17 protein-coding genes, 2 tRNA genes and 1 pseudogene are annotated in these 22,806 nt (G+C 77.0%); 8 read left to right on the top strand and 12 right to left on the bottom strand.

Annotated features, from left to right (window positions below; all coding sequences use genetic code 11):
* The first annotated feature begins 12 nt into the window (after window positions 1-12).
* Window positions 13-1,101 (top strand): helix-turn-helix domain-containing protein, encoded by a 1,089-nt coding sequence (locus tag NT8_RS13525; protein ID WP_067968638.1) that lies wholly within the window; start codon window positions 13-15, stop codon window positions 1,099-1,101.
* A 16-nt stretch (window positions 1,102-1,117) separates the two neighbouring features.
* Here NT8_RS13525 and NT8_RS28645 read toward each other — a convergent pair whose 3' ends face one another.
* The gene (locus NT8_RS28645) at window positions 1,118-1,615 is read right to left on the bottom strand and encodes a flavoprotein (RefSeq protein ID WP_084468910.1); all 498 of its coding nucleotides are present in this window, start codon (window positions 1,613-1,615) and stop codon (window positions 1,118-1,120) included.
* A 146-nt stretch (window positions 1,616-1,761) separates the two neighbouring features.
* Here NT8_RS28645 and NT8_RS31275 point away from each other — a divergent pair, with 146 nt between their 5' ends.
* Window positions 1,762-3,405, top strand: a complete 1,644-nt coding sequence (locus NT8_RS31275) for an OmpA family protein (protein WP_067968635.1) — start codon at window positions 1,762-1,764, stop codon at window positions 3,403-3,405.
* 56 nt (window positions 3,406-3,461) lie between these two features.
* Here NT8_RS31275 and NT8_RS13510 read toward each other — a convergent pair whose 3' ends face one another.
* The 3 genes and pseudogenes from NT8_RS13510 to NT8_RS31405 all read right to left on the bottom strand — a co-directional run.
* Complete coding sequence (locus tag NT8_RS13510) at window positions 3,462-4,127, bottom strand: esterase/lipase family protein (RefSeq protein ID WP_067968632.1); 666 nt, start codon at window positions 4,125-4,127, stop codon at window positions 3,462-3,464.
* A gap of 120 nt (window positions 4,128-4,247) precedes the next feature.
* Complete coding sequence (locus tag NT8_RS30415) at window positions 4,248-4,499, bottom strand: hypothetical protein (protein ID WP_217999174.1); 252 nt, start codon at window positions 4,497-4,499, stop codon at window positions 4,248-4,250.
* A gap of 409 nt (window positions 4,500-4,908) precedes the next feature.
* Window positions 4,909-5,373: pseudogene (locus NT8_RS31405) on the bottom strand (MFS transporter); the annotation flags it as partial.
* A gap of 237 nt (window positions 5,374-5,610) precedes the next feature.
* On the opposite strand from NT8_RS31405, the gene NT8_RS13500 reads away from it, so the two are divergent.
* Window positions 5,611-5,991 (top strand): ArsR/SmtB family transcription factor, encoded by a 381-nt coding sequence (locus NT8_RS13500; protein ID WP_067968629.1) that lies wholly within the window; start codon window positions 5,611-5,613, stop codon window positions 5,989-5,991.
* Window positions 5,992-6,170: 179 nt separating this feature from the next.
* Here NT8_RS13500 and NT8_RS13495 read toward each other — a convergent pair whose 3' ends face one another.
* The 6 genes from NT8_RS13495 to NT8_RS13470 all read right to left on the bottom strand — a co-directional run bounded on the left by NT8_RS13495 (window position 6,171) and on the right by NT8_RS13470 (window position 13,548).
* Window positions 6,171-6,596 carry an SRPBCC family protein gene (locus NT8_RS13495; protein WP_067968626.1) on the bottom strand — a complete coding sequence of 142 codons (426 nt, stop codon included), beginning with the start codon at window positions 6,594-6,596 and terminating at the stop codon, window positions 6,171-6,173.
* A gap of 148 nt (window positions 6,597-6,744) precedes the next feature.
* Window positions 6,745-7,389, bottom strand: a complete 645-nt coding sequence (locus NT8_RS13490) for a TetR/AcrR family transcriptional regulator (protein ID WP_067968623.1) — start codon at window positions 7,387-7,389, stop codon at window positions 6,745-6,747.
* Window positions 7,386-8,921, bottom strand: coding sequence for an FAD-dependent monooxygenase (locus NT8_RS13485; RefSeq protein ID WP_067968621.1), 1,536 nt, complete (start codon window positions 8,919-8,921; stop codon window positions 7,386-7,388). Before NT8_RS13485 ends, NT8_RS13490 begins: the two co-directional genes overlap by 4 nt.
* Before the next feature lie 149 nt (window positions 8,922-9,070).
* A tRNA-Lys gene (locus tag NT8_RS13480) sits at window positions 9,071-9,146 on the bottom strand.
* A gap of 128 nt (window positions 9,147-9,274) precedes the next feature.
* The gene (locus NT8_RS13475; protein ID WP_067968618.1) at window positions 9,275-12,319 is read right to left on the bottom strand and encodes an AfsR/SARP family transcriptional regulator; all 3,045 of its coding nucleotides are present in this window, start codon (window positions 12,317-12,319) and stop codon (window positions 9,275-9,277) included.
* A gap of 563 nt (window positions 12,320-12,882) precedes the next feature.
* A complete protein-coding gene (locus NT8_RS13470) occupies window positions 12,883-13,548 on the bottom strand; it encodes a SanA/YdcF family protein (RefSeq protein WP_394326580.1) in 666 nt (221 codons plus the stop codon).
* A gap of 76 nt (window positions 13,549-13,624) precedes the next feature.
* Between NT8_RS13470 and NT8_RS13465 the strand changes: the two genes are divergently transcribed.
* Complete coding sequence (locus NT8_RS13465; protein WP_067968614.1) at window positions 13,625-15,175, top strand: DUF885 family protein; 1,551 nt, start codon at window positions 13,625-13,627, stop codon at window positions 15,173-15,175.
* A 43-nt stretch (window positions 15,176-15,218) separates the two neighbouring features.
* Here the strand turns inward: NT8_RS13465 and NT8_RS13460 are convergent, their stop codons facing one another.
* The gene (locus NT8_RS13460; protein ID WP_067968611.1) at window positions 15,219-16,190 is read right to left on the bottom strand and encodes a MurR/RpiR family transcriptional regulator; all 972 of its coding nucleotides are present in this window, start codon (window positions 16,188-16,190) and stop codon (window positions 15,219-15,221) included.
* 219 nt (window positions 16,191-16,409) lie between these two features.
* Here NT8_RS13460 and NT8_RS13455 point away from each other — a divergent pair, with 219 nt between their 5' ends.
* The 4 genes from NT8_RS13455 (at window position 16,410) to NT8_RS13440 (ending at window position 21,058) form a co-directional block, all read left to right on the top strand.
* On the top strand, window positions 16,410-18,056 hold the full coding sequence (locus NT8_RS13455; protein ID WP_084468909.1) for an AfsR/SARP family transcriptional regulator: 1,647 nt from the start codon (window positions 16,410-16,412) through the stop codon (window positions 18,054-18,056).
* A gap of 1,154 nt (window positions 18,057-19,210) precedes the next feature.
* Window positions 19,211-20,227 (top strand): BadF/BadG/BcrA/BcrD ATPase family protein, encoded by a 1,017-nt coding sequence (locus tag NT8_RS13450; protein WP_067968603.1) that lies wholly within the window; start codon window positions 19,211-19,213, stop codon window positions 20,225-20,227.
* A gap of 424 nt (window positions 20,228-20,651) precedes the next feature.
* Window positions 20,652-20,840, top strand: a complete 189-nt coding sequence (locus NT8_RS13445) for a hypothetical protein (RefSeq protein ID WP_067968600.1) — start codon at window positions 20,652-20,654, stop codon at window positions 20,838-20,840.
* A gap of 142 nt (window positions 20,841-20,982) precedes the next feature.
* A tRNA-Lys gene (locus tag NT8_RS13440) sits at window positions 20,983-21,058 on the top strand.
* A gap of 269 nt (window positions 21,059-21,327) precedes the next feature.
* Here NT8_RS13440 and NT8_RS13435 read toward each other — a convergent pair.
* Complete coding sequence (locus NT8_RS13435) at window positions 21,328-22,749, bottom strand: hypothetical protein (RefSeq protein WP_067968598.1); 1,422 nt, start codon at window positions 22,747-22,749, stop codon at window positions 21,328-21,330.
* Window positions 22,750-22,806: the final 57 nt, after the last annotated feature.

The following is a 22,806-nucleotide window of genomic DNA, read 5'->3' as shown; positions in this document are numbered from 1 at the left end:
AGGCCCGCGACCATGGTGACCCCGTCCCGAATCCAGCTCGCCCGCGAACGCCGGGGCATGACCTCGGCCGAGTTGGCGCGGCGCAGCGGGGTGTCGCCGCAGCGGCTGTCGGGATACGAGAACGGGCGCGGCGAGCCCTCCCCCGCCACGGTCGAGCGGATCGCGGCCGCCCTCGGGTTCCCGGCGGCGTTCTTCCGCGCCGACGACATCGAGGAGGTCCCCTCCGAGTCCGTGGCGTTCCGGGCGCGCACCAAGACCTCCAAGCGGCGGCAGAAGTCGGTGCGGGCGGCCGGCGCGCTCGCGGTGGAGCTGCTCGGCTGGCTCGACCGCCGCTTCGTGCTCCCCGCCCCCGACGTCCCCAGCTACGGCAAACCCGAACCGGAGCTGGCCGCCGAGATGCTGCGCGCCCGCTGGGGCCTGGGCGAGGCGCCGGTGCCCAACATGGTGCACCTGCTGGAGGCGCACGGCGTGCACGTGTTCTCCCTCGACCCCGAGTACGACGACGTCGACGCGTTCAGCTTCTGGCGCGACTCCGCCCCGTTCGTGTTCCTCAGCACCGGCAAGTCCGCCGAGCGCGGCCGCTTCGACGCCGCGCACGAACTCGGCCACCTGGTGCTCCACGGCCACGAGCGCCCGCTGACCGGGCCCGAGGCCGAACGCGAGGCCAACGCGTTCGCCAGCGCGTTCCTCATGCCCCGCGCCGACGTGCTCGCCCGGGTCCCCGCCGGGGCCCAGGTCGACCAGCTGCTCAAGGCCAAGGGCGTGTGGCGGGTGTCCGCCATGGCGCTGGCCTACCGGCTGCACGACCTGGAGCTGCTGTCGGACTGGCAGTACCGGTCGGTCTGCCGGGAGCTGGCCGAGCTGGGGTTCCGCAACGGCGAGCCGGGCGGGATCGCGCGCGAGACCTCCCAGCTCCTCGCCAAGGTGCTGCGGCGGCTGCGCGACAACGGGGTCACCCCGGCGCGCATCGCCGACGAGCTCCACATCCCCACGGCCGAACTCGCCAAGCTCATGTTCGGGCTCACCCCCACCGCCCAGCCCGGCGCGGACGCCCCCGACCCGGAGCCGCGCCGCCCGGTCGGCCTGCGGATCGTGCGCTGACCCGCGTCCGGAGCGGTCAGCCGGCGGCGGCGGCGCGCACGGCCGCGCGGACCGCCGCCCAGTCCGGCGGGGGGTCGCCGCGGTCGCCGAGCACCACGACGCCCATATCGCGCAGCACCGCCACGCTCCGCCGGAACGCGGGGTGCGCGGCGAGCTGGGGCTTGCAGTGCGGCACCACCACGGTCGGCACCCCGTACCCCGCCATCTCGCACAGCAGGGCCACGGCGAAGGTGTCGGCGTGGCCGTGCGCGAACTTGTTGACCGAGGTGAACGTCAGCGGGCAGGCGAGCACCGCGTCGGGCGGCGGCAGGCTGCTGCCGGTGCCGGGCCGGCGGAACTCCGACCGCACCGGGCGGCCGGTGGCCGACTCCAGCACCCGCGGGTCGTGGAAGCGCAGACCGGTGGGGGTCGACACGACCGTGACGTCCCAGCCGTCGGCGACCAGCCCGCCGGCCAGCTCCGGGGCCCCGGCGCGGCCCTCCGCCCCGGACACCACGAGATAGCACACGCCCATGGGCGGGGAGTCTAGCGGCGCCGCGCGGTGTCCCGGAGCGGTCACCCCGCGTCGCCGCGGCGGGAACCCCGGGGCGGCGCCGCGCGTCTGACCGGCGGCCCGCACCACGGCCACATCGGTTCGGTCGCATCGGTGGGAGGACACGCATGGGGACACGGTTCCGGTTCGCCGCCGCGCTGTGCGCGCTGGTCGTCGGCGCCACGGGCTGCGGCCTGTTCGGCGGCGACGACGGAGGGGGAGGCGGCGAGTCCGGCGGCGGACCGTCGGGGCCCGCCTACCCGGAGGGGCCGCTGGTCCGCGAGGGCACGATCGGCTTCGCGACGTTCGACGCCCGGATCTCGGTACGCCACGTCGAGCGCTGGGACGACCGGAGCGTGCTGCGGTTCACCGTGAGCGCGCTGTCGGAGGACGACGACCGCGTGGTGACACTGGCCCCCTTCGGCAGCGGGGCGCTCGACCGCGACCACACCGGGTTCAAGCTGGTCGACCCGGTGAACCAGCGGTTCTACGACCCGGTGCGCGACGCCGCCGGCGAGGCCACGATCGGCAGCGAGATCGTCCAGGCGTGGGTGGTCGGCGCCGAGTACGACTACGAGGTGCACTTCCCGCCGCTGCCCGAGGACGTCGACCGGGTCACCCTCATCACCTACGGCACCACCGGCGAGTTCACCGGCGTGCCCGTCGTCGACGGGGAGCCCCCGGCGGACCCGCCGAGCGGCAGTGTCGACGCCGACGACATCGCTCCGGGCGACACCGTCGAGGTCCCGCTGCGCGCGGGCGAGATGACCGACGAGCCCGAGGACTACGCCCGCGACCTGTACGCGGTCACCGAGACCACCAGCGAGGTCCGCACCAGCACGCCCGAGGAGGAGAACATCGCCCTCCACGCCGACGTGCTGTTCGACTTCGACGAGGCCACGCTCACCCCCGAGGCCGAGGAGGTGCTGGCCGGGGTCGTGGAGGAGACGCGGGAGAACGCCGACCCGTCGCAGCCGCCCATCACCATCGTCGGGCACACCGACGGCCGCGGGTCCGACGACTACAACCAGGACCTCTCCGAGCGCCGCGCGCAGGCCGTGCGCGACGTGCTGGCCGAGGGGCTGGGCACCGACTACGCATACGTCACCGAGGGGCGCGGCGCCGAGGAGCCCGTCGCCGAGGAGGGCGGCCCCGACGACGAGGAGGCGCGGGCGGCCAACCGCCGGGTGGAGGTCTCCTACCGGATCCGCGAGCCGGGCGCGGCGGAGTCCGCCCCGGCCGCCGGGGAGACCGCCGCCGGGGAGACCGCCGCCGCCGACGCCCGCGGCGGCACCGCCACGGCCCCGCCCGCCCCGTTCCGCGCGGAGGACGGCGACGTGGTCGCCACGGCCGAGGCCGGCCTGATCCAGGGCAACGCCGAGTACGAGCTCGGGGTGCGCCCGTTCTACCGGGACGGCGCCTACCTCGTCGGGGTCTTCGACCTCACCCACCTCGACACCGGCGGCTCGGTGCCGTTCACGCTGCGCCCGCTCAACCTGCGCTCCTACCCCGGCGGGCGGCTGACCGGGTTCGGCGTCACCGTCCCGGGCGACGACGCGACGACGTACCGGGCGGTGCGGATCGGCGAGCGGCCCACCGACGAGCTCGATGACGCCCGCTACCTGGCCACCTGGCAGTGGCCGCTCCGCCAGGGCGAGGACGGCACCACCGAGCGGGTGTTCGCCTACTTCCCCGCCCCGCCCGGCGGCACCGAGGCCGTCACCCTCGACGCCGGCCCGTTCGGCACCTTCGAGGACGTCCCCATCGACTGACGCCGGACGCGGCGCGAGGCGCCCCGGGGCGACCAGCGGGGACGCGGTCAGCGGGCTCAGCCGGGGCAGGTGCCGGCGAGGACGCGGGGGACGGCGTCGATGAACACCGGTGAGCGCGGTTCCTCGGCGTGCGGGACGTCGGGGAACTCCGCGTGGCACCACGCGCCGTCGAGCCGGTCCTCCCGCGACTCGTCGAGGGAGCTGGTGAGCGTGGCGTACCGGACGTCGCCGGGCGTCTCGTCGCCCTCGTTGAGCCGGCGCAGGAAGTCGCTGCCGGGGCACATCTGCCCGCCGAGGAAGGTCGGCAGCAGGCACGCCGGCGCGTAGCCGTGGTGCGCGGTCCCCATCGACACGTAGGAGCGGACGGCCTCGGTGCCGCCCAGGGACTTCAGGTAGTGGCGGGTCGACAGGCCGCCCATGCTGTGGCCGACCAGCGACACCCGCGCGCCGCCGTGGTCGGCGCGCACCCGGTCGACCAGGGCCCGGACCGCCTCGGCGTTGGCCGTGTTCTCCTCGCCCGGCAGGTCGATGGTGTAGGCGGGGTGGCCGGCGGCGGCCAGGGCGTCCCGCATCGCGGCCATGTCCCCCTCGGAGCCGAGGTAGCCGTGGACCAGCACCACCGGTTCGCGTTCGGCCGCCCCGGCCGGCCCGGCCCCGCCGAGCAGCCCGGCCGCCGCCGCGACCGCCAGCACCCCCGCCCGCGCCCGTCCCCGCACACCCATCCCCGCTCCCCTCGGTAGCCCCCCGCTCACTCAGCCGATCCTCACCCGCCGCGCCCCCGCGCACAACACCGACACACCTGCCGGCCGGCGCGGCCCCGGCCGCGCGCGCAGCGGGGGCGGCTACGCCGGCTCCGGTATCCGGCCGCGCGACGCGGCGACCGCGAGGCCGCCCGCGGCGGCGACGGCGAGCAGGACCGCGCCGAAGACGGTCGCCCCACCGGTGGGGCCGATCGCGTCGCCGAGGTAGCCCGCGGCCACCGGCAGCAGGCCCGCCATGGCGTAACCGCCCACGTTGAGGGCCGCGTTGGCCTCGGCCAGCCGCCGCGGCGGGACGGTGGAGTTGAGCAGCGACAGCCCGCCCAACTGCCCCATACCCTGCCCCGCGCCCGCAGCAGCGCGGCGGTGACGAGCAGCGGGGCCGACTCCGCGTGCACGGCGGCGATGAGCGCGGCCATGCCGAGGACCGTTCCGGCGGCTCCGGCGGCCAGGACCGTGCGCCTGCGCAGCCGCCGGACCGCGAACTGCACCCCGGTGGCGGCCAGGAACATGGCGAACGCCATGGCCCCGGCGACGGTCCGCCCGGTGGCGTCGAGCAGGTCGGCGAGCAGCCCGGGGCCGAGGGAGAGCACGAACGACGTCGCGGTGATGCCGGGCGCGAACACCGCGATCCGAGGAGCAGGTGCGGGCGGTTGCCGCGCGGTACCCCGGGCACGCGGATCCACGCGCCCCCGGCGGCGTGCCGCGGGCGGCGCACCGGCATGCGCAGCACGGCGAGGACGGCGGAGGCCAGGAGCACCGCCTCGACGGCGAAGACGGTGGCGGTGGGGGCGGGCAGCGTGTCGGACAGCACGCCGGCGAGCAGCGGGCCCAGCCCCGCGCCGAGCACCATCGCGCACGAGGCGAGCAGCGCGGCCAGCCGTCGGCGCCCGGGCCCCGCGACGTCGGTCACGGCGGCCATGCCCGCGGAGATGACCGCGCCGACGGCCACGCCGGTGAACAGCCGGGCCGCGATGAGGGCGGCCACCGTGGACGCCGTGGCGAAGACCGCGCAGGCCGCCAGGGCGAGGGCGAGCGCGGGGAGCAGCACGGGCTTGCGTCCGATCCGGTCGGAGACGACCCCGGAGACCAGCAGTGAGGCGAGCAGGCCGGCGATGTAGGCCGCGAAGACCACGGTCAGGGTGCCGTCGGAGAAGCCGATGCCCCGCTGCCACAGGGTGTACAGCGGTGTCGCCGCGTTGGACAGCACGAACACCGCGGTGACCGGCCACGCGGCCAGCCACACCCACCGGGTGGGGGCCGGAACAACGTCCGCCTCCTCCCGTCCGTCCGGTGTGGGCCGCTGCCGGCCGCCTTCCGCTCCGACCGGTCCGGTCCGGGTCCGCGCCACGGCCGCCACCTCCCAGGGATCAGTACGAGTCGAGTCGAAATTAGCATGCAGTACGATCAGACTCGTACAGCAATCGCCAAGGGAAGAGGAGCCGCCATGCCTGCGGCGGTACACCGGACACCGGCCATCAGGGTGCTGCCCGAGCCCGAAGGGCTCCCCGATCCGCTGCCCGAGCCGGCGGCGGAGGACCTGCGACTGGAGACGGTGCTGGGCGCGCTGAGCGACACGCTGCGGCTGCGGATCGTCCGCACGCTCCTGCTGGAGGCGGAGCGGTTCGACCACCCGTGCGGGTGGTTCGGCATCGACCGCCCCAAGTCCTCCCTGACCCACCACTTCAAGGCCCTGCGCGCGGCGGGGATCATCCGCCAGCGCCAGTACGGCCTGGAGCGCCGCAGCCACGTCCGCATCGACGACCTCGACACCCGCTTCCCCGGCCTCCTGGGCCTCATCGCGGCGTGGGAGCCCGAGGCGGACTGAGCGGCGGGGCATCTCGGGCCGCCGCGCCAGAGGGCGCGGCGGCCGGGACGCCGACCCCGGCGGGCGACGGCGCCGATGGACCTGCGGCCGACGGCGGGCGACGGCGGTGGCCCTGGCCCCGCAGCGGAGCGCGCGGACGCCGCCCGCGCGAGGGGCGATCCCGGGCGGGGCCCGGGCGGTCAGGCGCGGTGGTCCGTGGCCAGGGCGGCGAAGGCGTCGGCCTCGCTCGTGAGGAACGCGCGGGCCTTACGGGTGACGAGGGCGCGGACGAGGCGGGCGCCGGGGCCGGTCCAGGCGATCGACAGCCGCAGCTCCGTGCCCGTTCCGTCGGGGCGGAGGTCGTGGGTGGCGACGGTCCGCACCCCGGCCGTCCGCGCCTCCCAGGTGAAGCCGGCGTTCGGGCGCCACTCGGTGACCCGGTAGACGGCGGGCACGAGCCCCGGCTGGCGCACCCGGAACCGGGTGCCGACGGCGACGGGGCCGCCGTCGCCGACGCGCGCGATCGCGTCGATCGTCGGCAGCATCCGGTCCCACCGGTCGAGATCGCCCAGGACCCGCCAGACCGCCTCCGGGTCGGCGTCGATCCGCCGTGCCACGGTGATCATCGCGCATCGCCTCCGAAGGCCCGGCCGAGAGCGGTTCCGCGGAATGTACCATCTGGAACAGATGCCGGACAGGGTGCCGGCCCTCCCCAGTGCCCGGCACCGGCGCGGGGCCTACGGGTCCGCGCCGGACGGGCCGGACCGCCCGGGTTCACGGACCGCCGCCCCGCTCCGGCTCGCTCTGCTCCCCGGGGGCCGGGCGGGGCCGCTCCAGCCCCGCCTGCGCGTAGACGTCCTCCAGGTAGCGCCGCATCGTGGCCGCGTCGAGCGGGCCGGGGCGGGCGAGCCGGTAGAGGACCGCCCCGGCCATCATGTCCATGAGCACGTCCGGATCGGTGTGCGCGGGCAGGGCGCCCTCGGCCAGGGCGCGTTCGATGAGCGGCCGCAGGGCGGCGCGCCGCGGCTCCACGTAGTGGGTCCAGTAGGCGGCCATGATCGCCGGATGGCTCGCGGAGGTGCCGAGCACCCGGGCGACCATGGCGCGGAACCGGGGTTGGACGATGTGCTCCGCCTGGGCGGCGGCGGCGCCCCACGCGACGGCGGCGAGGGGCGTATCGGCCGGGAGGTCCACCGGGTCGTCGCGGGCGGCCTCCACCGCGGCGGCGATCAGCTCCTCCTTGCCGCTCCACCGGCGGTAGACGGTGAGCTTGCCGACCCCGGCGGCCTTCGCGACGCGTTCGATGCTCGTGCCCTCCACACCGTGCTCGATGAAGAGGTCGAGGGCGGCGCGCAGGATCGCGGCGTCCGCGCCGGGGTCGCGGGGCCGGCCCGGCGGCCGGCGCCCCGGCGCGGTCATCGCACGCCCCCGTGCCGGAGCGCGGCGCCGAGCCAGCGCTCCAGCCCCGGCGACCCGGCGGCGCCGCGCCACGCCAGGTGCGCGTCGGGGCGCACCAGCCAGACCTCGCCCTCCCGGGGGCGCGGGGAGGCCAGGGCGGCGACGGGGCCGCCCAGCCGGTCCGCGACGGCGTCCACCCCGGGTGCCCGCCGCGCGACGAGCGCCCAGCGGCCGCCCACCTCGGCGTGCAGCCGCGACGCGGTGCCGTCGGCGTGCCGCACCGGCAGGTCCGGTACCCGGTCGCCCGGGCGGGGGGCGCGGCCGGGCGGGGTCCGCCCGGCGAGCGGGCCGCGCCGGTAGGTGACCCGCAGCTGCGAGGCGACCGCCGTCGCCCGGCGCTGGACGGCGGGCAGGGCGAAGACCCGGGCGAGCACGCGGTCGCGCAGCAGGCGGGCGAGCGGGTGGCCGCTCACCTGCACGCGCGTGACCGCGGTGGTGGTGCGCAGGACGTCCTCGGCGAGCGGGCGGCGCTCGGCCTCGTAGGTGTCCAGCAGCGGCGGCGCGGCGGCGGAGCGCACGACCAGCGCGAGCTTCCACGCCAGGTTCTCGGCGTCGCAGACGCCGGTGAGCATGCCCTGCCCGCCGAGGGGGCTGTGGATGTGGGCGGCGTCGCCCGCCAGCAGGACGCGCCCCGCTCGATAGGTGTCGGCGAGCCTGCGGTGGACGCGGAAGTGGGAGACCCACTCGGCGCCGTACACGGCCGCGTCGGTGCGCCCGGTCCGGTGCGCGAAGGCCGCGCGCAGGCGGCGCAGCACCTCGGCGTCGTCGGGTTCGCCGTCGGGTTCGCCCGCGAGGTAGACCATGAGCCGCCACAGGTCGTCGGGGCCGCCTTCGGCCCCGTCATCGCGACCGGGCCGGGGCATCGGCATCGCGGCCACCATCCCGTCCGGGTGCTGCCAGCCGTGGCTGCCCTCGCGGTCGGGCATCCCGCTCATGTGGACGTCGCCGATCAGGAACCGGTCGGCCACCGGCGCCCCGGGGAAGCCGATGCCCGCCAGCCGGCGCACGGCGCTGTGCGCGCCGTCGCAGCCGACCACCCACCGCGCCCGGACGGTGCCGCCGTCCGCGGTGGTCACGGTGGCCCCTTCGGCGTCCTGGTGGACGCCCGTGACCTCGGTCGACCAGGCCGGCCGGACGCCCAGCTCGGCCAGCCGGTCCCGCAGCCGGGCCTCCACCATGGTCTGCGGGGCGAGCAGCGCCGGCCGGGCCGTGCCGATCCCGACGTCGCCGAACCGCAGCCGGCCGATCGGCTCGCTCCCGATATAGGACGTGATGGTGGCGGCCGTGCGGGCCTCCTCGGTCAGGCCGCGGAGCGCGCCGAGCCGGTCGAGCACCTCCACGCCGCGCGCGTGCAGGATGTTGGCGCGCGAGGTCGCGGCCGGCCCCGCCGCCCGGTCCAGCACCCGTACGTCCACGCCCTGCGTCCGCAGCGCACAGGCCAGGGTCAGCCCGGTCGGACCCGCCCCCACGACCACGACAGCGGTCTCGTCCACCGGCCCTCCTCGTAGGGAAACGGAACGGTACCGTTAACAAACTACCACCGCGACGCCGAGGGCACGGAGGAGGGCGGAGGCGGCGCGAGGCCGGGGGAAAAGGAAAGGCGCGGGCGGTGACGCCCACGCCGGTACTGCCGAGGTCCTCTTGGTGCGCCATCAGGGACTCGAACCCCGAACCCGCTGATTAAGAGTCAGCTGCTCTGCCAATTGAGCTAATGGCGCCCGCTGCCGTCCGATGTCCCGGCGCGGCGGCGGTTACGACTCTACCCGATCCCGGGGTGTCGTCCGTGCAGCCCGCGATGCCCGGCCGATCACAGCACCCCCCGCCCGCCCGGCGGAACGCGCCCCCGTCAGTCGGCGTTCGCGTCGGCGTGGTCGTGGAGGAGGGCGTCGGCCTCGGCGTGGGCCCTGCGGGCGGCGGCGGGATCGCCCGCGGCCTCGTAGGCGCGGGCCAGGGCGGCCAGGACGGGGGCCAGGAACGACGGCCAGCCGCGCGTGCGCCAGATGCGCACCGACTCCTCCAGGCTCGCGATGGCCGCCCGCACCTCGCCCGCGTCGAGCAGGATCTCGCCCTCCATGCCGAGGGCGTCGGCCAGGTGGTGGTCCATGCCGTGGTCGCGGCTGAGCCGGGCGGCGGCGCGCACCGTCGGCAGCGCGGCCGGCTCACCGAGCCGGATGTGCAGCCGGGCCAGGTACAGCAGCGAGAACACCTCGGCGTAGCGGTCGCCCAGCGACCGGCTCATCTCCAGCGAGCGCAGCAGGTGGGCGCGGCCCTCCTCGACGCGCCCGGTCTCGCACTCGGCGGCGCCCAGGAACTGCATGGCGGTCGCCTCGAACCGGGAGTTGCCGATGAGCCGGGCCAGCTCCAGCGCCCGGGTCAGGTGCGCCGCCGCCGTCGCGGTCTCGCCCTCGCCGTGCGCGGCGATGGCGAGCACCTGGTAGGCGCGCGCCTGCCCGCCCAGGTAGTCGGTCGCGACGGCGAGGTCCAGCGCCGCCTCGGCGGCCTCCAGGGCGGCCCGCGACGCCCCCTGCGACACCAGCCCCCACGTGCGCATGACCAGCGCGTCGGACATGCCCCGCCGGTCGCCCAGCTCGTGGAACATGTCGAACACGAGCCGGCCCTGCTCGTACAGGCCGACCATGGCGCTGCCGCTGTGCTGCGACGAGGTCCACGTCAGCAGGTCGGCGAGGCCGCGCCGCAGCACGGCCTCGCCGCGCCGGTTGCCGGCCGCCCGGCAGGCGGCGATGGCGGTCTCGTGGGTGCGCCGCCACTCGTCGAACCGGCCGCGCACGTCGAAGTACTTCTCCAGGCACCCGGCGAGGTCCCACGCCAGCTCGTCCAGGCCCAGCGCGCAGGCGTGCGCCACGACGGTGACCATGTGCCCCGCCTCGGCGTCGAACCACGCCATGGGGTCGCCCAGCAGCGCGCCCGCCTCGGCCGACGGCAGCGGCCAGCGGACCGCCGACCCGTGCATGGTGGCGTAGCAGGGGCCGGGGATGTACTCGGTGGCCTGCTCCGACAGCCACAGCCAGGCGCCGAAGGCGCGCTTGAGCGCGGCCAGGCGGGCATCGGCCGGGTCCTCCTCCTCGCCGCGCTCGCGCGCGTAGAGGCGGACCAGGTCGTGCATGCGGTAGCGCAGCTCGCCGGTGGCGTCGGTGCCGGCGATGGCGAGGAGCTGGGCGTCGACCAGCTCCTCGACCAGGTCCTCGGCGTCGTGCAGCGGCGCGTCGAGCAGGGCGGCGACGGTCCACGCGGCGACGTCGGTGGTCTCCAGGGCGCCCGCCAGCCGGAACGCCCGCCGCGCCGCGGGGCTCAGCCCGGCGTAGCTGAGGGCGAAGCTGGCGCGCACCGCGAGGTCGCCGGTGGCGAGCACGTCGAGGCGCCGCCGCTCGTCGCCGAGGAGCCGCGCCATGCGCGAGAGCGGCCACTGCGGCCGCCCCGCCAGGCGCGCCCCCGCGATGCGCACCGCCAGCGGGGCGTATCCGCACAGGCGGGCGATCTCGGCGGCGGCCGCCGGTTCCGCGCCGACCCGGTCGCGGCCCGCGATGCGGGCCAGCAGCTCGACGGCCTGCGCGGGGTGGAACACGTCCAGGTCGATGAGGCGGGCGCCCTCCAGGCCGGTGAGCGGCACCCGGCTGGTGACGAGCACGGCGCAGCCCGCGGCGGCGGGCAGCAGCGGGCGCACCTGCTGCTCGGAGACGGCGTTGTCGAGGACGATGAGGACCCGCCGCTCGGCCAGCCGGCTGCGGTACAGCGCGGACCGGTCGGCCAGGCCGTCGGGGACCGCCGTCCCCTCGACCCCGAGCGCCAGCAGGAAACCCGCCAGCGCCTGCGCCGGGTCGACCGGGTCGGCCTCGGCGCCGCGCAGGTTGACGTAGAGCTGGCCGTCGGGGAACGCGTCGGCGCGGGCGTGCGCGGCGTGCAGCGCGAGCGCGGTCTTGCCCACGCCGCCCATGCCCGCGATGGCGGTGACCGCGACGGTGCGCGGCGGCGACGCGGAGTCGCGCCCGGTCAGCCGGCGGGCGATCAGCCCGGCCGCCTCCTCGCGCCCGGTGAAGTCGGCGATGTCGGGCGGCAGCTGGGCGGGCACGGGCGGCGCCGGCGGCGGTTCGGGGGGCGCGGCGGGAACGGGGGGCCGCTCCGGCGGGCGGGGGGCGTCCAGCGCCGGGTCGTTGTTGAGGATCGCCTGCTCCAGGCGGACCAGCTCGCGGCCGGGTTCGATGCCGAGTTCCTCGACGAGGACGTCGCGCCCGCGCCGGAACGCCTCCAGCGCGTCGGTGGGCCGGCCGAGCCGGTAGAAGGCGACCATGAGCTGGCCCCGCAGCCGCTCGCGCAGCGGGTTCTCCGCGACCAGGGCGGTGAGTTCGGCGACGACCTCGCCGTGGCGGCCCAGGGCGAGGTCGGCGTCGATGCGCTCCTCCAGGGCGGATTCGCGCAGCTGCTCCAGGCGGGCCGCCTCCTCGCGGATGAGCGGGTGGGTCTCGTGCCCGGCGAAGGCGGGGCCGCGCCACAGGCGCAGGGCGGCGCGCAGCAGGTCGGCGCCGCGCGCGTGGTCGCCCTCGGCGAGGGCGCGGCGGCCGGCCTCGACACCCTCCTCGAACCGGGCGGCGTCGAGTTCGCCGGGGGCGACCAGGAGCCGGTAGCTCAGCGCCCCCCGCTCGACCCGGGCGCTGTCGCCGAGGGCCTGCCGCAGGTGGTGGATGTAGCTCTGCAGGCTCTTCACGGCGGAGGGCGGCGGGGCGTCGTCCCACACCGCGTCGATCAGCCGCTCCTCGGCCACCATGGTGTTGGGCCGGCACAGCAGGGCGGCCAGCAGGCCCGCGAGCTTCCGGGACAGCCGCAGCGCGGTGCCGTTGCCCCGCGCCTGCACCGGACCGAGGACCTCGAACTCCATGTCATCTCCTTGCGGGCCGATGCCGTGCGCCGCGCGGCCCGGTCGGCGCCGCACCGGTCCGCCGGGCGGGGTCCGGAGCACCGGTCGGGGGCCGGGTGCGCCGAGCGGGGGTGGGGTCGGCGGGCCGTCGAGGGGCCGGCCGGCGAGGGAGCCGGTCGGCCACCGCCACACCGCGGTCACGGCGCGTCGCGACCAGACTCCCAGTAACGGCGCGTGCCCTCAAGTTTTCCCCAGCCGGTATCCAGCCGGAATTCAGCCGGGGCGGGGCATCCTCGTTCTCGAGGGCGCGCAGCAGAGGGCGAACGCGCAGATCCCGTCCGGTCACCAGGCCGGCGGGCAGGCGACATCCCCGCTCCTCCGAGGACGGCGGTCCGGCTCCGGCCGGACCGGGGAGGCGCGGGGATGGTGCGACCGGCGCACCGTCCCATGGTCTCGGGGCGAAGTACACGACCATGGGGCGGTGCGCCGCATGCGACCACGGGCGGGGAACGGTATCGGCGGATGCCCTCCCCGCCCCTTCCCGTGTCCGGCGGGCGCCGCCGGGCCCGGCGCGTCCACGGCGGCTACCGGGGGGCGGCCACGGCCTCGGGGATGCCGGGCTCGCGGGGGCCGAGGAACTCGGGGTCGGGCCGCAGCACCGAGTCGGCGACCGCCGGGAACGCCGCGGGCAGTTCGCGGGCGTACCCGTAGACGGTGGCGAAGCCGCGGGCGTCGATGCTCGGATCGCCCACCCCCAGCGCGTCGATGCCCGCCGCCCGGCACAGGGCCACGGCGCGGGGCAGGTGGAAGCGCTGCGTGACCACGGTCAGCGCCGTCACCCCGAACACCTCGCGGGCGCGCACGCAGGAGTCCCACGTGCTGAACCCGGCGTAGTCGCCGACGATCTTGTCGGCGGGCACCGCCGAGGACTCCAGGTAGGCCCGCATGGCGTCGGTCTCGTTGTAGTCCTCGACGCTGTTGTCGCCGCTCACCAGGATGGCGTCGACCCGCTCGGCGCGGTACAGCTCCGCGGCGAGGTCGAGGCGGCGGGCGAGCAGGGTGGTGGGGGTGCCGTCGGGGCGCAGCCCCGCTCCGAGCACGAGCGCCACGGGGCGGTGCTCGGCGGCGCCGACCGTGGTGCGGTGGTCGCCGGTCGACAGGGTGAGCCAGGCGAACGGGGCGACGGCGAGCACCGGCGCCAGGACGCAGGCGGCGATCAGGGTCCGGGGGTGAGTCCAGAGTCTTCTCACGAGTGGTGGACGTACCGCGCCCCGCCGGGGTTCCCGTCCCCGAGGCGCGGCGGGGCCGCCCGGTAGGGTCCGCTCCATGGAGGACTTCCCGGCGCGGCTGCGCGCCATCACCGACCTGCGTTCCGCCTCGGCGCGGGAAATGGCCGGTCGCCACGAGTACGACGGCGCCCCCGCCGACCTGTCGCCCGACGCCGTCGCCGCCGGGCTGCGCCGGCTGGGCGCGGGCGAGCGCTTCGCCGACGCCCACGACGAGGCGCACGCCGCCGCGGCCGAGGCCGGGCTGCGGGTGGAGCTCGGCGAACTCGCGCAGCACAGGTCCAACCCGCTCCCGCACCTCGACGAGCTGGAGGTGTCGGGCTACGACAAGCCGTACGCCCCCGCCGAGGAGCGCGCCGCCGCCCGGCTCCGCCACCTGGCGGCGTGGCCGGATGTGGTCGACAACGCCGTCGCGGCGCTCGACCGGGTGAGCGCGCCCGTCGCCGAGGCGCTCCTGGGCGCCGCCCGCGGCCTCGCGGCGGGCGTCCCCGACGACACCCCCGAGGACGTGCGGCGGGCCGCGCTCGCCGCCCACGGCCGGTTCACCGCCCACCTGGAGGCCGCCGCACGCGACGGCGCCCCCGACGCCGGGCTGGGCGGCGCCGCCCTGGCGCGGCTCATGGGTACGGGCGAGGCGCTGGAGGTCGACCTCGGCCGCCTCGCCGAGCGCGCCGACGCCGAGCGCGACCGGCTCCGCGCCCGCCTCGCCGAGTCCGCCGCCCGCATCGACCCGGACCGGCCGCCGCTCGACCTCGCCCGCGACCTGGGGAGCGACCACCCCGACACCGGCGGTGTGGTGGCCGAGGCCCGCGCGTGGACGGAGCGCGCCATCGCCTTCACCCGGGAACGGGGCCTGGTGCCCTACAGCGACGGCGAATGCACCGTCGACGTCACCCCGGAGTCGCTGCGGTGGAGCACGGCGATGCTGATGTGGCCGGCGCCGGCCGAGGCCGACGGGCCGACGTTCTACTTCGTCACCCCGCCCGACCCCGCGTGGCCGGCCGACGAGGTCGACGCGTGGCTGTCGGTGTTCAGCGCCACCACGCTGCCCGCCATCAGCGTGCACGAGGTCGCGCCCGGCCACTTCTCCCACGGCCGCGCGCTGCGCCGTGCGCGCGGCCCGGTCCGCCGCACCCTGATGTCGCCGTCCTTCATCGAGGGGTGGGCGCACTACGCCGAGGAGCTGTGCGTCGACGAGGGGTTCGGCCCCTACGCGGAGCGGGCGGCCGGCGGCGGGTTCACCGCGGCGCACTTCGAGGTGGGCGTGTGGGTCGAGGCGCTGATCCGGGTGACCCGGCTGGCGGCGGCCATCGGCGTCCACACCGGGGCGATGACGGTCGCGGACGCCGCCCGGCGGTTCGCCGCCGACACCCCCCTGACCGGCGCGGCGGCGCTCTCCGAGGCGCGGCGGGCCACCTTCGACCCGACCTACGGCCGCTACACCTGGGGCAAGCTGGAGATCCTGGACCTGCGCGCGCGGGCCCGCGCGCAGTGGGGCGCCGGGTACACCACCGCCCGGTTCCACCGGGCGATGCTCGACCTCGGCGCGCCCCCGCTGGGGCTCCTCGGCACCGCGCTCGACCGGGGCTGACCGCGCCCGCCGCCGGGGCGGGCGGCCCGGTCGGACCGGCCGGTCAGCGGGACCGGTCGCCGCCCCGCCCGCGGCGGCGCTCGTCGCCCACCCGCAGCCCGCGCACCGCGTCGTAGGTGGTCTCCAGGGCCGTGCGGCTGTCGGTGTAGCGCGACTGGGCCAGGCCGACGAACAGGCAGTCGATCACGGTGAGCTGGGCGAGGCGGCTGGCGGTCGCCCCGGAGCGGAACGTGGTCTCGCGCGCCGCCGTCGTCAGCACGTGGTCGGCCGCCTCGCTGATGGCCGAACGGGGGAAGTTGGTGACCGCGACCGTCGTCGCCCCCCGGCGCTTGGCCTCGGCGAGGGCGTCGATGGTGTCGATCGTCGTCCCGCTGTGGGAGACCGCGAGGGCGACGTCGTCCGCGCCGAGCAGCGCCGCGCTGGTGCGCATGACGTGGGTGTCGGACCAGGCGAAGGAGGTCAGGCCGATGCGGTGGAGCTTCTGCTGGAGGTCGGCGGCGACGAACGCGCTCGCGCCGACCCCGTAGATGTCGGTGCGGCGCGCCGCCGCCATGGCGGTGACGACCGTGTGCAGGACGTCCACGTCGAGCTGGGCGCCGGTCTCCTCGACCGCGCGCGCGTCGGTGTAGGCGATCTTCTGCACAACGGTCACCAGGGTGTCGTCCGGGCTGATGTCGCTGGCCAGCTCCCGGTCGCCGGAGCGGGCGCCGCGCGCCTGCCCGGCCTCGGTGGCCAGGGTCAGCCGCAGCTCGCGGTAGCCGGTGAAGTCGATGGTGCGGCAGAACCGGATGACGGTGGCCTCGGAGGTGGCGCAGTCCTTCGCCAGCTGGGTGATGGAGGACGCCGCGACCCGTTCGGGGTCGTCGATGATGCGCTGGGCCACCCGCTGCTCGGCCGGAGCGAGGCTCGGCAGCAGGGAGCGGATGCGCAGCACCGTGGTGGGCGCGGACGCCCCGCCGGGGGCGGCCTCCGCGCCGCCGTCTGCCGGGACCGAGGACTTCGCCGTTCTGGCCATGGTGGAAAGTTTCTTTCCGTCTCAGGGTGGAGTCAATGCGCTGGGCGCCGGAACCCCCGGGTTTCCGGCAGCACCACAAGTACACCCGCCCCGGTCGCGGCGTTGCGCGGCCCCGCGCCGCCCGGCACTGTAGAGGGCGGGCGACGGCACCACGGCGCCGGACACGTCGGATTCCACACCGACACGGGGGCAGGAGGCACGGGGTTTCCGGGGGCGACATTGGCTGACTTCTCGTTCGCAGTGCTGGGCCCGCTCGCCGTCCACGCCGCCGGCACACCGGTGCGGGTGCGCGGCGCCAAGCGGCGCATCGTCCTCGCGACACTGCTCCTGCGGCCGAACCGTACCGTGTCCGTGGCCGAACTCGTCGAGCGGGTGTGGGGCGGGGGCGACCCCGACGCCCACCGCGGCGCCCTGCAGGTCCAGGTCACCCGGCTGCGCGCGGTCCTGGAGGCGGCGGCGCGCGACCCCGCCGTGCGCGGCCCGCGCCGCGAGCCGCCGATGATCGTCGGCGGGCTGCGCGGGTACCGCATCGAACTCGACCCCCACCAGCTCGACCTGCTCCGCTTCCGCGCCCTGGTGCGCGCCGCCGGCGACGCCCAGCACCGCGCCGACCCCGGTCACCGCTTCGACCTGCTCGGCCGGGCGCTGGACCTGTGGCAGCCCCCGCTGCTGGCCGACCTCGCCTCCCCGGTGCTGCACCGGCACGACGTCGAACCGGTGCGCGAGGAGGTCCTGCGCGCCGCCGTCGACCGCTGCCACGCCGCCCTCGCGCTCGGCCGCCCCGACCAGGTCCTCGGCATGCTCGGCGTGCTCACCGACGGCCGGCCCGAGCACGAGACCCTGGTGCGGCTGCGGATGATCGCCCTGTACCGCTGCGGCCGGCAGAGCGAGGCCCTGGAGGTCTACGAGCGCACCCGGCGGGTGCTCGCCGAACGCCTCGGCGTCGACCCCGGGCGCCCGCTCCAGGAGGCGTTCCACGGGGTGCTGCGCGGCGACCTCGACGACCGCCCCAGCATCCCCCGGCCGCGGCCCGCCGCCGCCCCGTACCCGCGCCCCGGCCGCGCGGTGCCCGCCCAGCTCCCCGCCGCCCCGTCGCACTTCACGGGGCGGGCGGCCGAACTCGCCCTGCTCGACCGGCTGGCCGGCCCCGACGCGGCACCCGGGCGGGCGCTCATCAGCGGGCCGCCGGGGGCGGGCAGCACGGCGCTGGCCCTCCACTGGGCGCACCGGGTGGCGGGCGCCTTCCCCGACGGCCAGCTCTACGTCGACCTGCGCGGCGACTCGGGGCGCCCCCTGACGCCCGACGACGTGCTCCGCCGGTTCCTGCGCGCCCTGCGCGTGGGCGGGATGCTGCCCGCCGAGGTCGACGAGCGGGCGGCGCTGCTGCGGTCGGTCCTGGCCGACCGCAGGGTCCTGCTGCTGCTCGACAACGCCCGGTCGGCCGACCAGGTGCGCCCGCTGCTGCCGGGGGCGTCCGGGTGCGGCGCGGTCGTCACGAGCCGGTCCTGGCTGGCCGACCTCATCGTGCGCGAAGGGGTGCCCGCGATCCCCCTGGGAGAACTGCGGGGCGAGGAGGCCGCCGGGCTGCTGGCGGCGCTGGTGGGACCGGAGCGCGCGGCGGCCGAACCCGCCGCTCTGCGCCGCCTGGCCGACGCGGCCGAGCGGCTGCCGCTCCCGTTGCGGATGGCCGCCGCCTGGCTGGCCACCCACCCCGAGAGCACAGCGGCGGCCCTGGCGGACGCGGTGGCCCAGCGCCCCGAACCCACCGCGCCCGAGCGCATGGCGGCCGCACTCCACGGCGACCCCCGCTTCCTGATGGGCGCCCCCGGCTGCCGCGGCCAAGGCGGACACGCCCGGCGGGAGTGACGGAGCGACGCCCCCGTCAGACACGGCCACCCAACCACCCGACCCACCACACCCGGCCGCACTCCGCAGCGTCCCGCGCTCCCTGAAGAGAACACCCGGCGACCACGGACAAGGCGGACACGCCCGGCAGGTGTGATGAGGCGACGCACCGGCCGACGCGGACGGCCAACCATCGACCCCCCACACCCGAGCACACAGCGGCCACACTCCACAGCCACCTACAACTTCTGAAGAGGACACCCAGCGGCCACAGCCAAGGCGGACGCCCGGCAGGAATGGCACAGCGTCGGCCCCCACGGACACGGTCGCCCAACCACCCGGCCCACCACACCCGGGCACACAGCGGCCACACTCCACAGCGACCCGCGCGCCCTGACGAGAACAGCCGGCGACCACGGCAAAGGCGGACACGCCTGGCGAGAATGACACGGCGCCGACCCCGGCCGACGCGGTGGCCCAACGGCCCGAACCCATCGCATGCGAGCACACGGCGGCCGCACAGCACCGCGACCCGCGCTCCCTGACGGGAGCACGCGGCGACCACGGACAAGGCGGGCACGCCTGGCGGGAGTGATGGGTCCCCCCGTTCACCCCGCCAGGCGCGGGCGGCCCGCTACCGGACCGCCCATCTCCCCGGGAGCCGGCCGTCCTCCGGCCCCCGGAGCCCGAATCCCTCGGGCCCCGACCTGTTCGACGAGGCGGTGGCCGATCGCGGGGAAGCCGATCGGAACCGCCTGACGCCATGAAGACTGGCGGAAACGGCTTACAGCGCACTGGCGGTTCGCTTTCACGAAGCGAACGGCGTTCGGCGGGTGTCCCCGCCGGCGGCGGATCGCCGGGGCCCACCGCGCCCCCCGCGCCGCTCACGCCCCGGTTTCGGCGCGGCCGGGAGCCGCACGAGGGAAGATCCACCCCCATAACCGGCATGTGCCACAGAACCCCGGATACTCGGCATTCGGCGTACTTCGGGGGCGGCCGCCACGGCGGACGCGCCTCCCCCCACCGGCCGGGGCCGGGTTTCGGTTCAGCTGAAACGCCGCGGTTCCGCGAGGCGACGGCGCACGCGCGACCTGCGAGGTGGCCGTGTCCGGCCGCATCGGGCACCGGTGTGGCGGGCCGGACCGCGTTTCGGTCGGCGGGCTAGGCTGCACGGCATGAACCAGGACGCCGTGATCGGAGTCGACGCGGGCGGCACCTCCACCCGCTGCGCCGTGGCCGCCCTCGACGGCCGGATCCTCGGCTACGGCACCGCCGGGGGCGCCAACCAGTTCTCCAGCGCCGACCCCGCCGCCGCCTTCCGCACCGCCCTGCGCGCCGCCCTCGGCGGGGCCGCCGGGGCCGGCGGAGACAGCGGCGCCGGCGGCTACGGCACGGCCGGCAGGACCAACGGGCTCGACGGCCGCAGCGGGGTTCGCATCGTCGGCGCGGTGTTCGGGGTCGCGGGCGCGTCCTCGGCACCCGAGCGCGCCGAGGAACTCGCCGGGCGCGCGTGGGCCGACGTCGGCCTCCCGGGCGCGCCGCGCGTCATCGACGACATCGCCGTCGCCTTCGCGGCGGGCAGCGCCGCACCCGAGGGCGCCGTCCTCATCGCCGGCACCGGCGCGGTCGCCGCCCGGGTCCGCGACGGCGCGGTCGTCCGCCGCTGCGACGGCCACGGCTGGCTGCTCGGCGACGAAGGGTCGGCCGTCTGGCTGGGCGTGGCGGGACTGCGTGCCGCCCTCGCCGCCGCCGACGGGCGCGGCCCGGCGACCGTGCTCGGCGACCGGCTCGCCGCCGCCCTCGGTGTCGCCCCCGGCGACACCCGGCGTATCGTCCGAGCCGCCCACGAGCGCCCCCCCGCCGAACTCGGCCGCCTGGCCCCCGAGGTCACCGGGGCCGCGGCGGCGGGCGACGCGGTGGCGGGCGGACTGGTCGCCGACGCCGCCCACCGCCTGCTGGCGGCTCTGGACGCGGTCGCGCCCGCCGCCGGCGCGCCCGTCGTCGTCGCCGGGGCCCTGCTGGCGGACGGGCCGGTGGCCGAGGCCGTCCGCGGCGGTATCCGCGAGCGCCGGGGTGCCGACCCGCTCCCGGCCGCCGACGGCGCCCTCGGCGCGGCCGGCCTCGCCCTCCGCCGCACCGGGGCCCCGGCGTCCGCCCACGCCGCCCTCCTCCACCCCGGCACCCCGGCCTGACCGGACATCCCGACGCGCCGGTCTGACCCGACGTCCGGCGTGCCGCCCGCCCCGGTATCCCGACGCACTGGCGTGATCCGGCAGCCAGCGCGTCGGCCCGAACCGGCATTCCGGCGCCGACGCCCCTGCCCGATCCGGCAGCCGACGCGTCGGCCCGATCCGACATCCCGGCAGGACCGGCCGCCTCCCGAGATATGGCCCGCCGCCCTGGACCGCTCCGAGCGGGGCGCCGTCCGGAGCGATCCGGTTCCGCGCCACGGTCGCCCGCCGCGACGCACCCCGGGCCGGCAAGCCCCCAGAGCGCCTCGCGCCCGGAGCCCTCTTGCCTTCGACCACTTTGGGGCGCTCGTCACCCCTGTCGCGTTCCGGGCGGTTCACGGTGAATCTCGACGCGCGGACCGGGCGGACTCGCTACGCTCTCCCCATGCCCGAGAACAAGAATGAAGAGCAGAACGACCCCGCGGGGTCGACGATGATGTTCCGCCGGTTCGTGGCGGACAACAAGGAGACCGAGCCGGCTCCCCGCCGACCGATCACCCCGTACGTGCTGGCCGCCATCGGCGCGGTCGTCGCCATCGGCATCATCGTCACCGTGGTCGTCACCTGGTCCTGAGCCCGCACGGCTCGCGGCCCGCGCAGCGGCGCCCGCCCCGCCCATCCGCGGCGGGCGCCGCGCAATCCGTTCGCCCCGCCCCTCCGGGGCTGCTAATATCGATCCGTCGCCCGGCGGGATCGCCCCCGAGGCGGCCCACCACGCGCCATTAGCTCAATTGGCAGAGCAGCTGACTCTTAATCAGCGGGTTCGGGGTTCGAGTCCCTGATGGCGCACCACCCCACTGAAGCCCCGGCCTCCGGCCGGGGCTTCAGTGTTGAGCCCACCGTTCCGAGTCGCTGGAATCGCCCGGAACGCCATTCAGCCGGGCGTATTTCCGCTTTCCGCGCACATCCGCGAACGCGCCGCGCACCATTCCGCCGATCGAGGCGGGGGGCAAGAAGAAGAGAAGAAGAGCCGCTCCACCGCCCCCACGAGACCGGCACGCCCCCGCCGCCGACCGCTCTCAGGTGGGGGCGGTCGGCGGGGGTGTGGTCGGGGACGTCGGTCAGGAGCCGCCGAAGAGGCGGCCGAAGAGGCCGCCGCTCTGCGGGCGGGGCGTAGGTGCCGTGGTGGGGGCGGCGGGCTCCGGGGTGGCGTCGGGCTCGTCCTCGACCCCCGCGAAGGCGCGGAAGGAGTCGCGGTCGGTGGGCAGCCCCCACGCCTCCAGGGTCTCGGTGAGGCCGGGCTCCGACCACGCGGCCTCGGGGAGTTCGGCGATCGTCCACACCACGGTGAGCTGGTGCTCGGTGAGGTCGGCGGCGACGTCGACCGGTTCGGCCTCCGCGCGCGGCCCGAACACCTCCGCCAGCGCGGCGCCGGCCACCGCCGCGCGGGCGGCGCCCTCGGCGCGCGGCAGCACCCCGGGCAGCACGGCCATGCGCACCTCGGTGCCGCGCTCCCCCGCGCGGCCCAGCGCCAGGAACCCGAGTGCCTCGGGCGCGAACTCCCCGATGTGCGGCCAGGAGTCGCCGAAGAGGCCGGGGAAGCCGACGTTGGTGCGGCCGCCCGCGCGGATGCGGGTCAGGCACTCGTCGGGCACCCGCTCGCCGTGGATCACCGTGAGGGCCACGGCCGCCGCGAAGGAGTTGTACAGGTGCCCGGACGCCAGCTCGTGGGCGAGGGCGACCGTCGCCGACGGGTCGTCGGGCGCGGCCAGCATGCCCAGTGCGAACAGTTCGGCCGACAGCACCTCGTGCCGCGCCACCAGCCCCATGGCGCGGGGGTCGACCGGCGGGCCGGAGCGGGCCTCGGCGAGCGACCGCCGCAGCACGGCGCCGACCTCCTCGGCCGCCTCCGGGACGAACGCGAGGACGTAGCACGCCCACTCGGCGGGCGGGTCGATCCCGCGCCGGTTCTCCCGGCCCTCCAGCAGCCCGGTGAGCGCGCCGACGCGCTCGCGCACGGCGTCGTGGACGCCGAGGTGGGCCTGCAGCAGGCCGACCCCGCCCTCGCGGGCCACCGCGTCGACGCGGGTGCGCATGCGCCGGTACCGCTGCTCGTCCGATGCCTCGTCGCGCCAGGCGACGTACTGGTCCAGGGCCTTCTCGGCGCCGGCGCCCGCCGCCCAGGCGACCTCGTCGCGCCACAGGGCGTCGTCGGTCCGCTCGGGCAGCACGTCGCCGGCGGCGGGGACCAGCAGCTCCAGCAGCAGGCTGAGCGGGCGCGAGCGCCAGTCGGTGGGGGTCGCGGGGTGGCAGGCGATGTCGGCGAGGTGGCCGGCGACGCGCGGTGCCGCCGCGTATCCGGGTCCGGGGAAGCGGACGATGTCGAACAGCGCGGCCACGGCGTCGTCCAGGCTGCGGGTGGCGGACGGGCCGCCCGCGATGTCGCGCAGCAGTCCCGGGATGTCGGCGCCGCCGGGCGCCAGCGCCGCCCAGTCGGTGTCGTCGATGCCGTCCAGGGGCCCGTTGTGGGTCGTCGCGTCCATGGTGGGACCCTATCGCCGCCGCGCCGCTGCGCCCGCCTCGGCGGGCGCCTGGGGGCG

Source organism: Nocardiopsis trehalosi NBRC 14201, assembly GCF_001552555.1.
GTDB classification, from domain to species: Bacteria; Actinomycetota; Actinomycetes; order Streptosporangiales; family Streptosporangiaceae; genus Nocardiopsis_B; species Nocardiopsis_B trehalosi.
Note: the sequence above shows the minus strand (reverse complement) of the source record. Positions and strands in the feature narration are given on the sequence as shown.

What these genes read in the sequence shown, in the direction of transcription:
- NT8_RS13435 (WP_067968598.1), bottom strand. Translation starts at nt 22,749, where the DNA reads ATGGACGCGACGACCCACAACGGGCCCCTGGACGGCATCGACGACACC.
- NT8_RS31275 (WP_067968635.1), top strand. Translation starts at nt 1,762, where the DNA reads ATGGGGACACGGTTCCGGTTCGCCGCCGCGCTGTGCGCGCTGGTCGTC.
- NT8_RS13450 (WP_067968603.1), top strand. Translation starts at nt 19,211, where the DNA reads ATGAACCAGGACGCCGTGATCGGAGTCGACGCGGGCGGCACCTCCACC.
- NT8_RS30415 (WP_217999174.1), bottom strand. Translation starts at nt 4,499, where the DNA reads ATGGGGCAGTTGGGCGGGCTGTCGCTGCTCAACTCCACCGTCCCGCCG.
- NT8_RS13525 (WP_067968638.1), top strand. Translation starts at nt 13, where the DNA reads ATGGTGACCCCGTCCCGAATCCAGCTCGCCCGCGAACGCCGGGGCATG.
- NT8_RS13500 (WP_067968629.1), top strand. Translation starts at nt 5,611, where the DNA reads ATGCCTGCGGCGGTACACCGGACACCGGCCATCAGGGTGCTGCCCGAG.
- NT8_RS28645 (WP_084468910.1), bottom strand. Translation starts at nt 1,615, where the DNA reads ATGGGCGTGTGCTATCTCGTGGTGTCCGGGGCGGAGGGCCGCGCCGGG.
- NT8_RS13495 (WP_067968626.1), bottom strand. Translation starts at nt 6,596, where the DNA reads ATGATCACCGTGGCACGGCGGATCGACGCCGACCCGGAGGCGGTCTGG.
- NT8_RS13445 (WP_067968600.1), top strand. Translation starts at nt 20,652, where the DNA reads ATGCCCGAGAACAAGAATGAAGAGCAGAACGACCCCGCGGGGTCGACG.
- NT8_RS13510 (WP_067968632.1), bottom strand. Translation starts at nt 4,127, where the DNA reads ATGGGTGTGCGGGGACGGGCGCGGGCGGGGGTGCTGGCGGTCGCGGCG.
- NT8_RS13475 (WP_067968618.1), bottom strand. Translation starts at nt 12,319, where the DNA reads ATGGAGTTCGAGGTCCTCGGTCCGGTGCAGGCGCGGGGCAACGGCACC.
- NT8_RS13490 (WP_067968623.1), bottom strand. Translation starts at nt 7,389, where the DNA reads ATGACCGCGCCGGGGCGCCGGCCGCCGGGCCGGCCCCGCGACCCCGGC.
- NT8_RS13460 (WP_067968611.1), bottom strand. Translation starts at nt 16,190, where the DNA reads ATGGCCAGAACGGCGAAGTCCTCGGTCCCGGCAGACGGCGGCGCGGAG.
- NT8_RS13465 (WP_067968614.1), top strand. Translation starts at nt 13,625, where the DNA reads ATGGAGGACTTCCCGGCGCGGCTGCGCGCCATCACCGACCTGCGTTCC.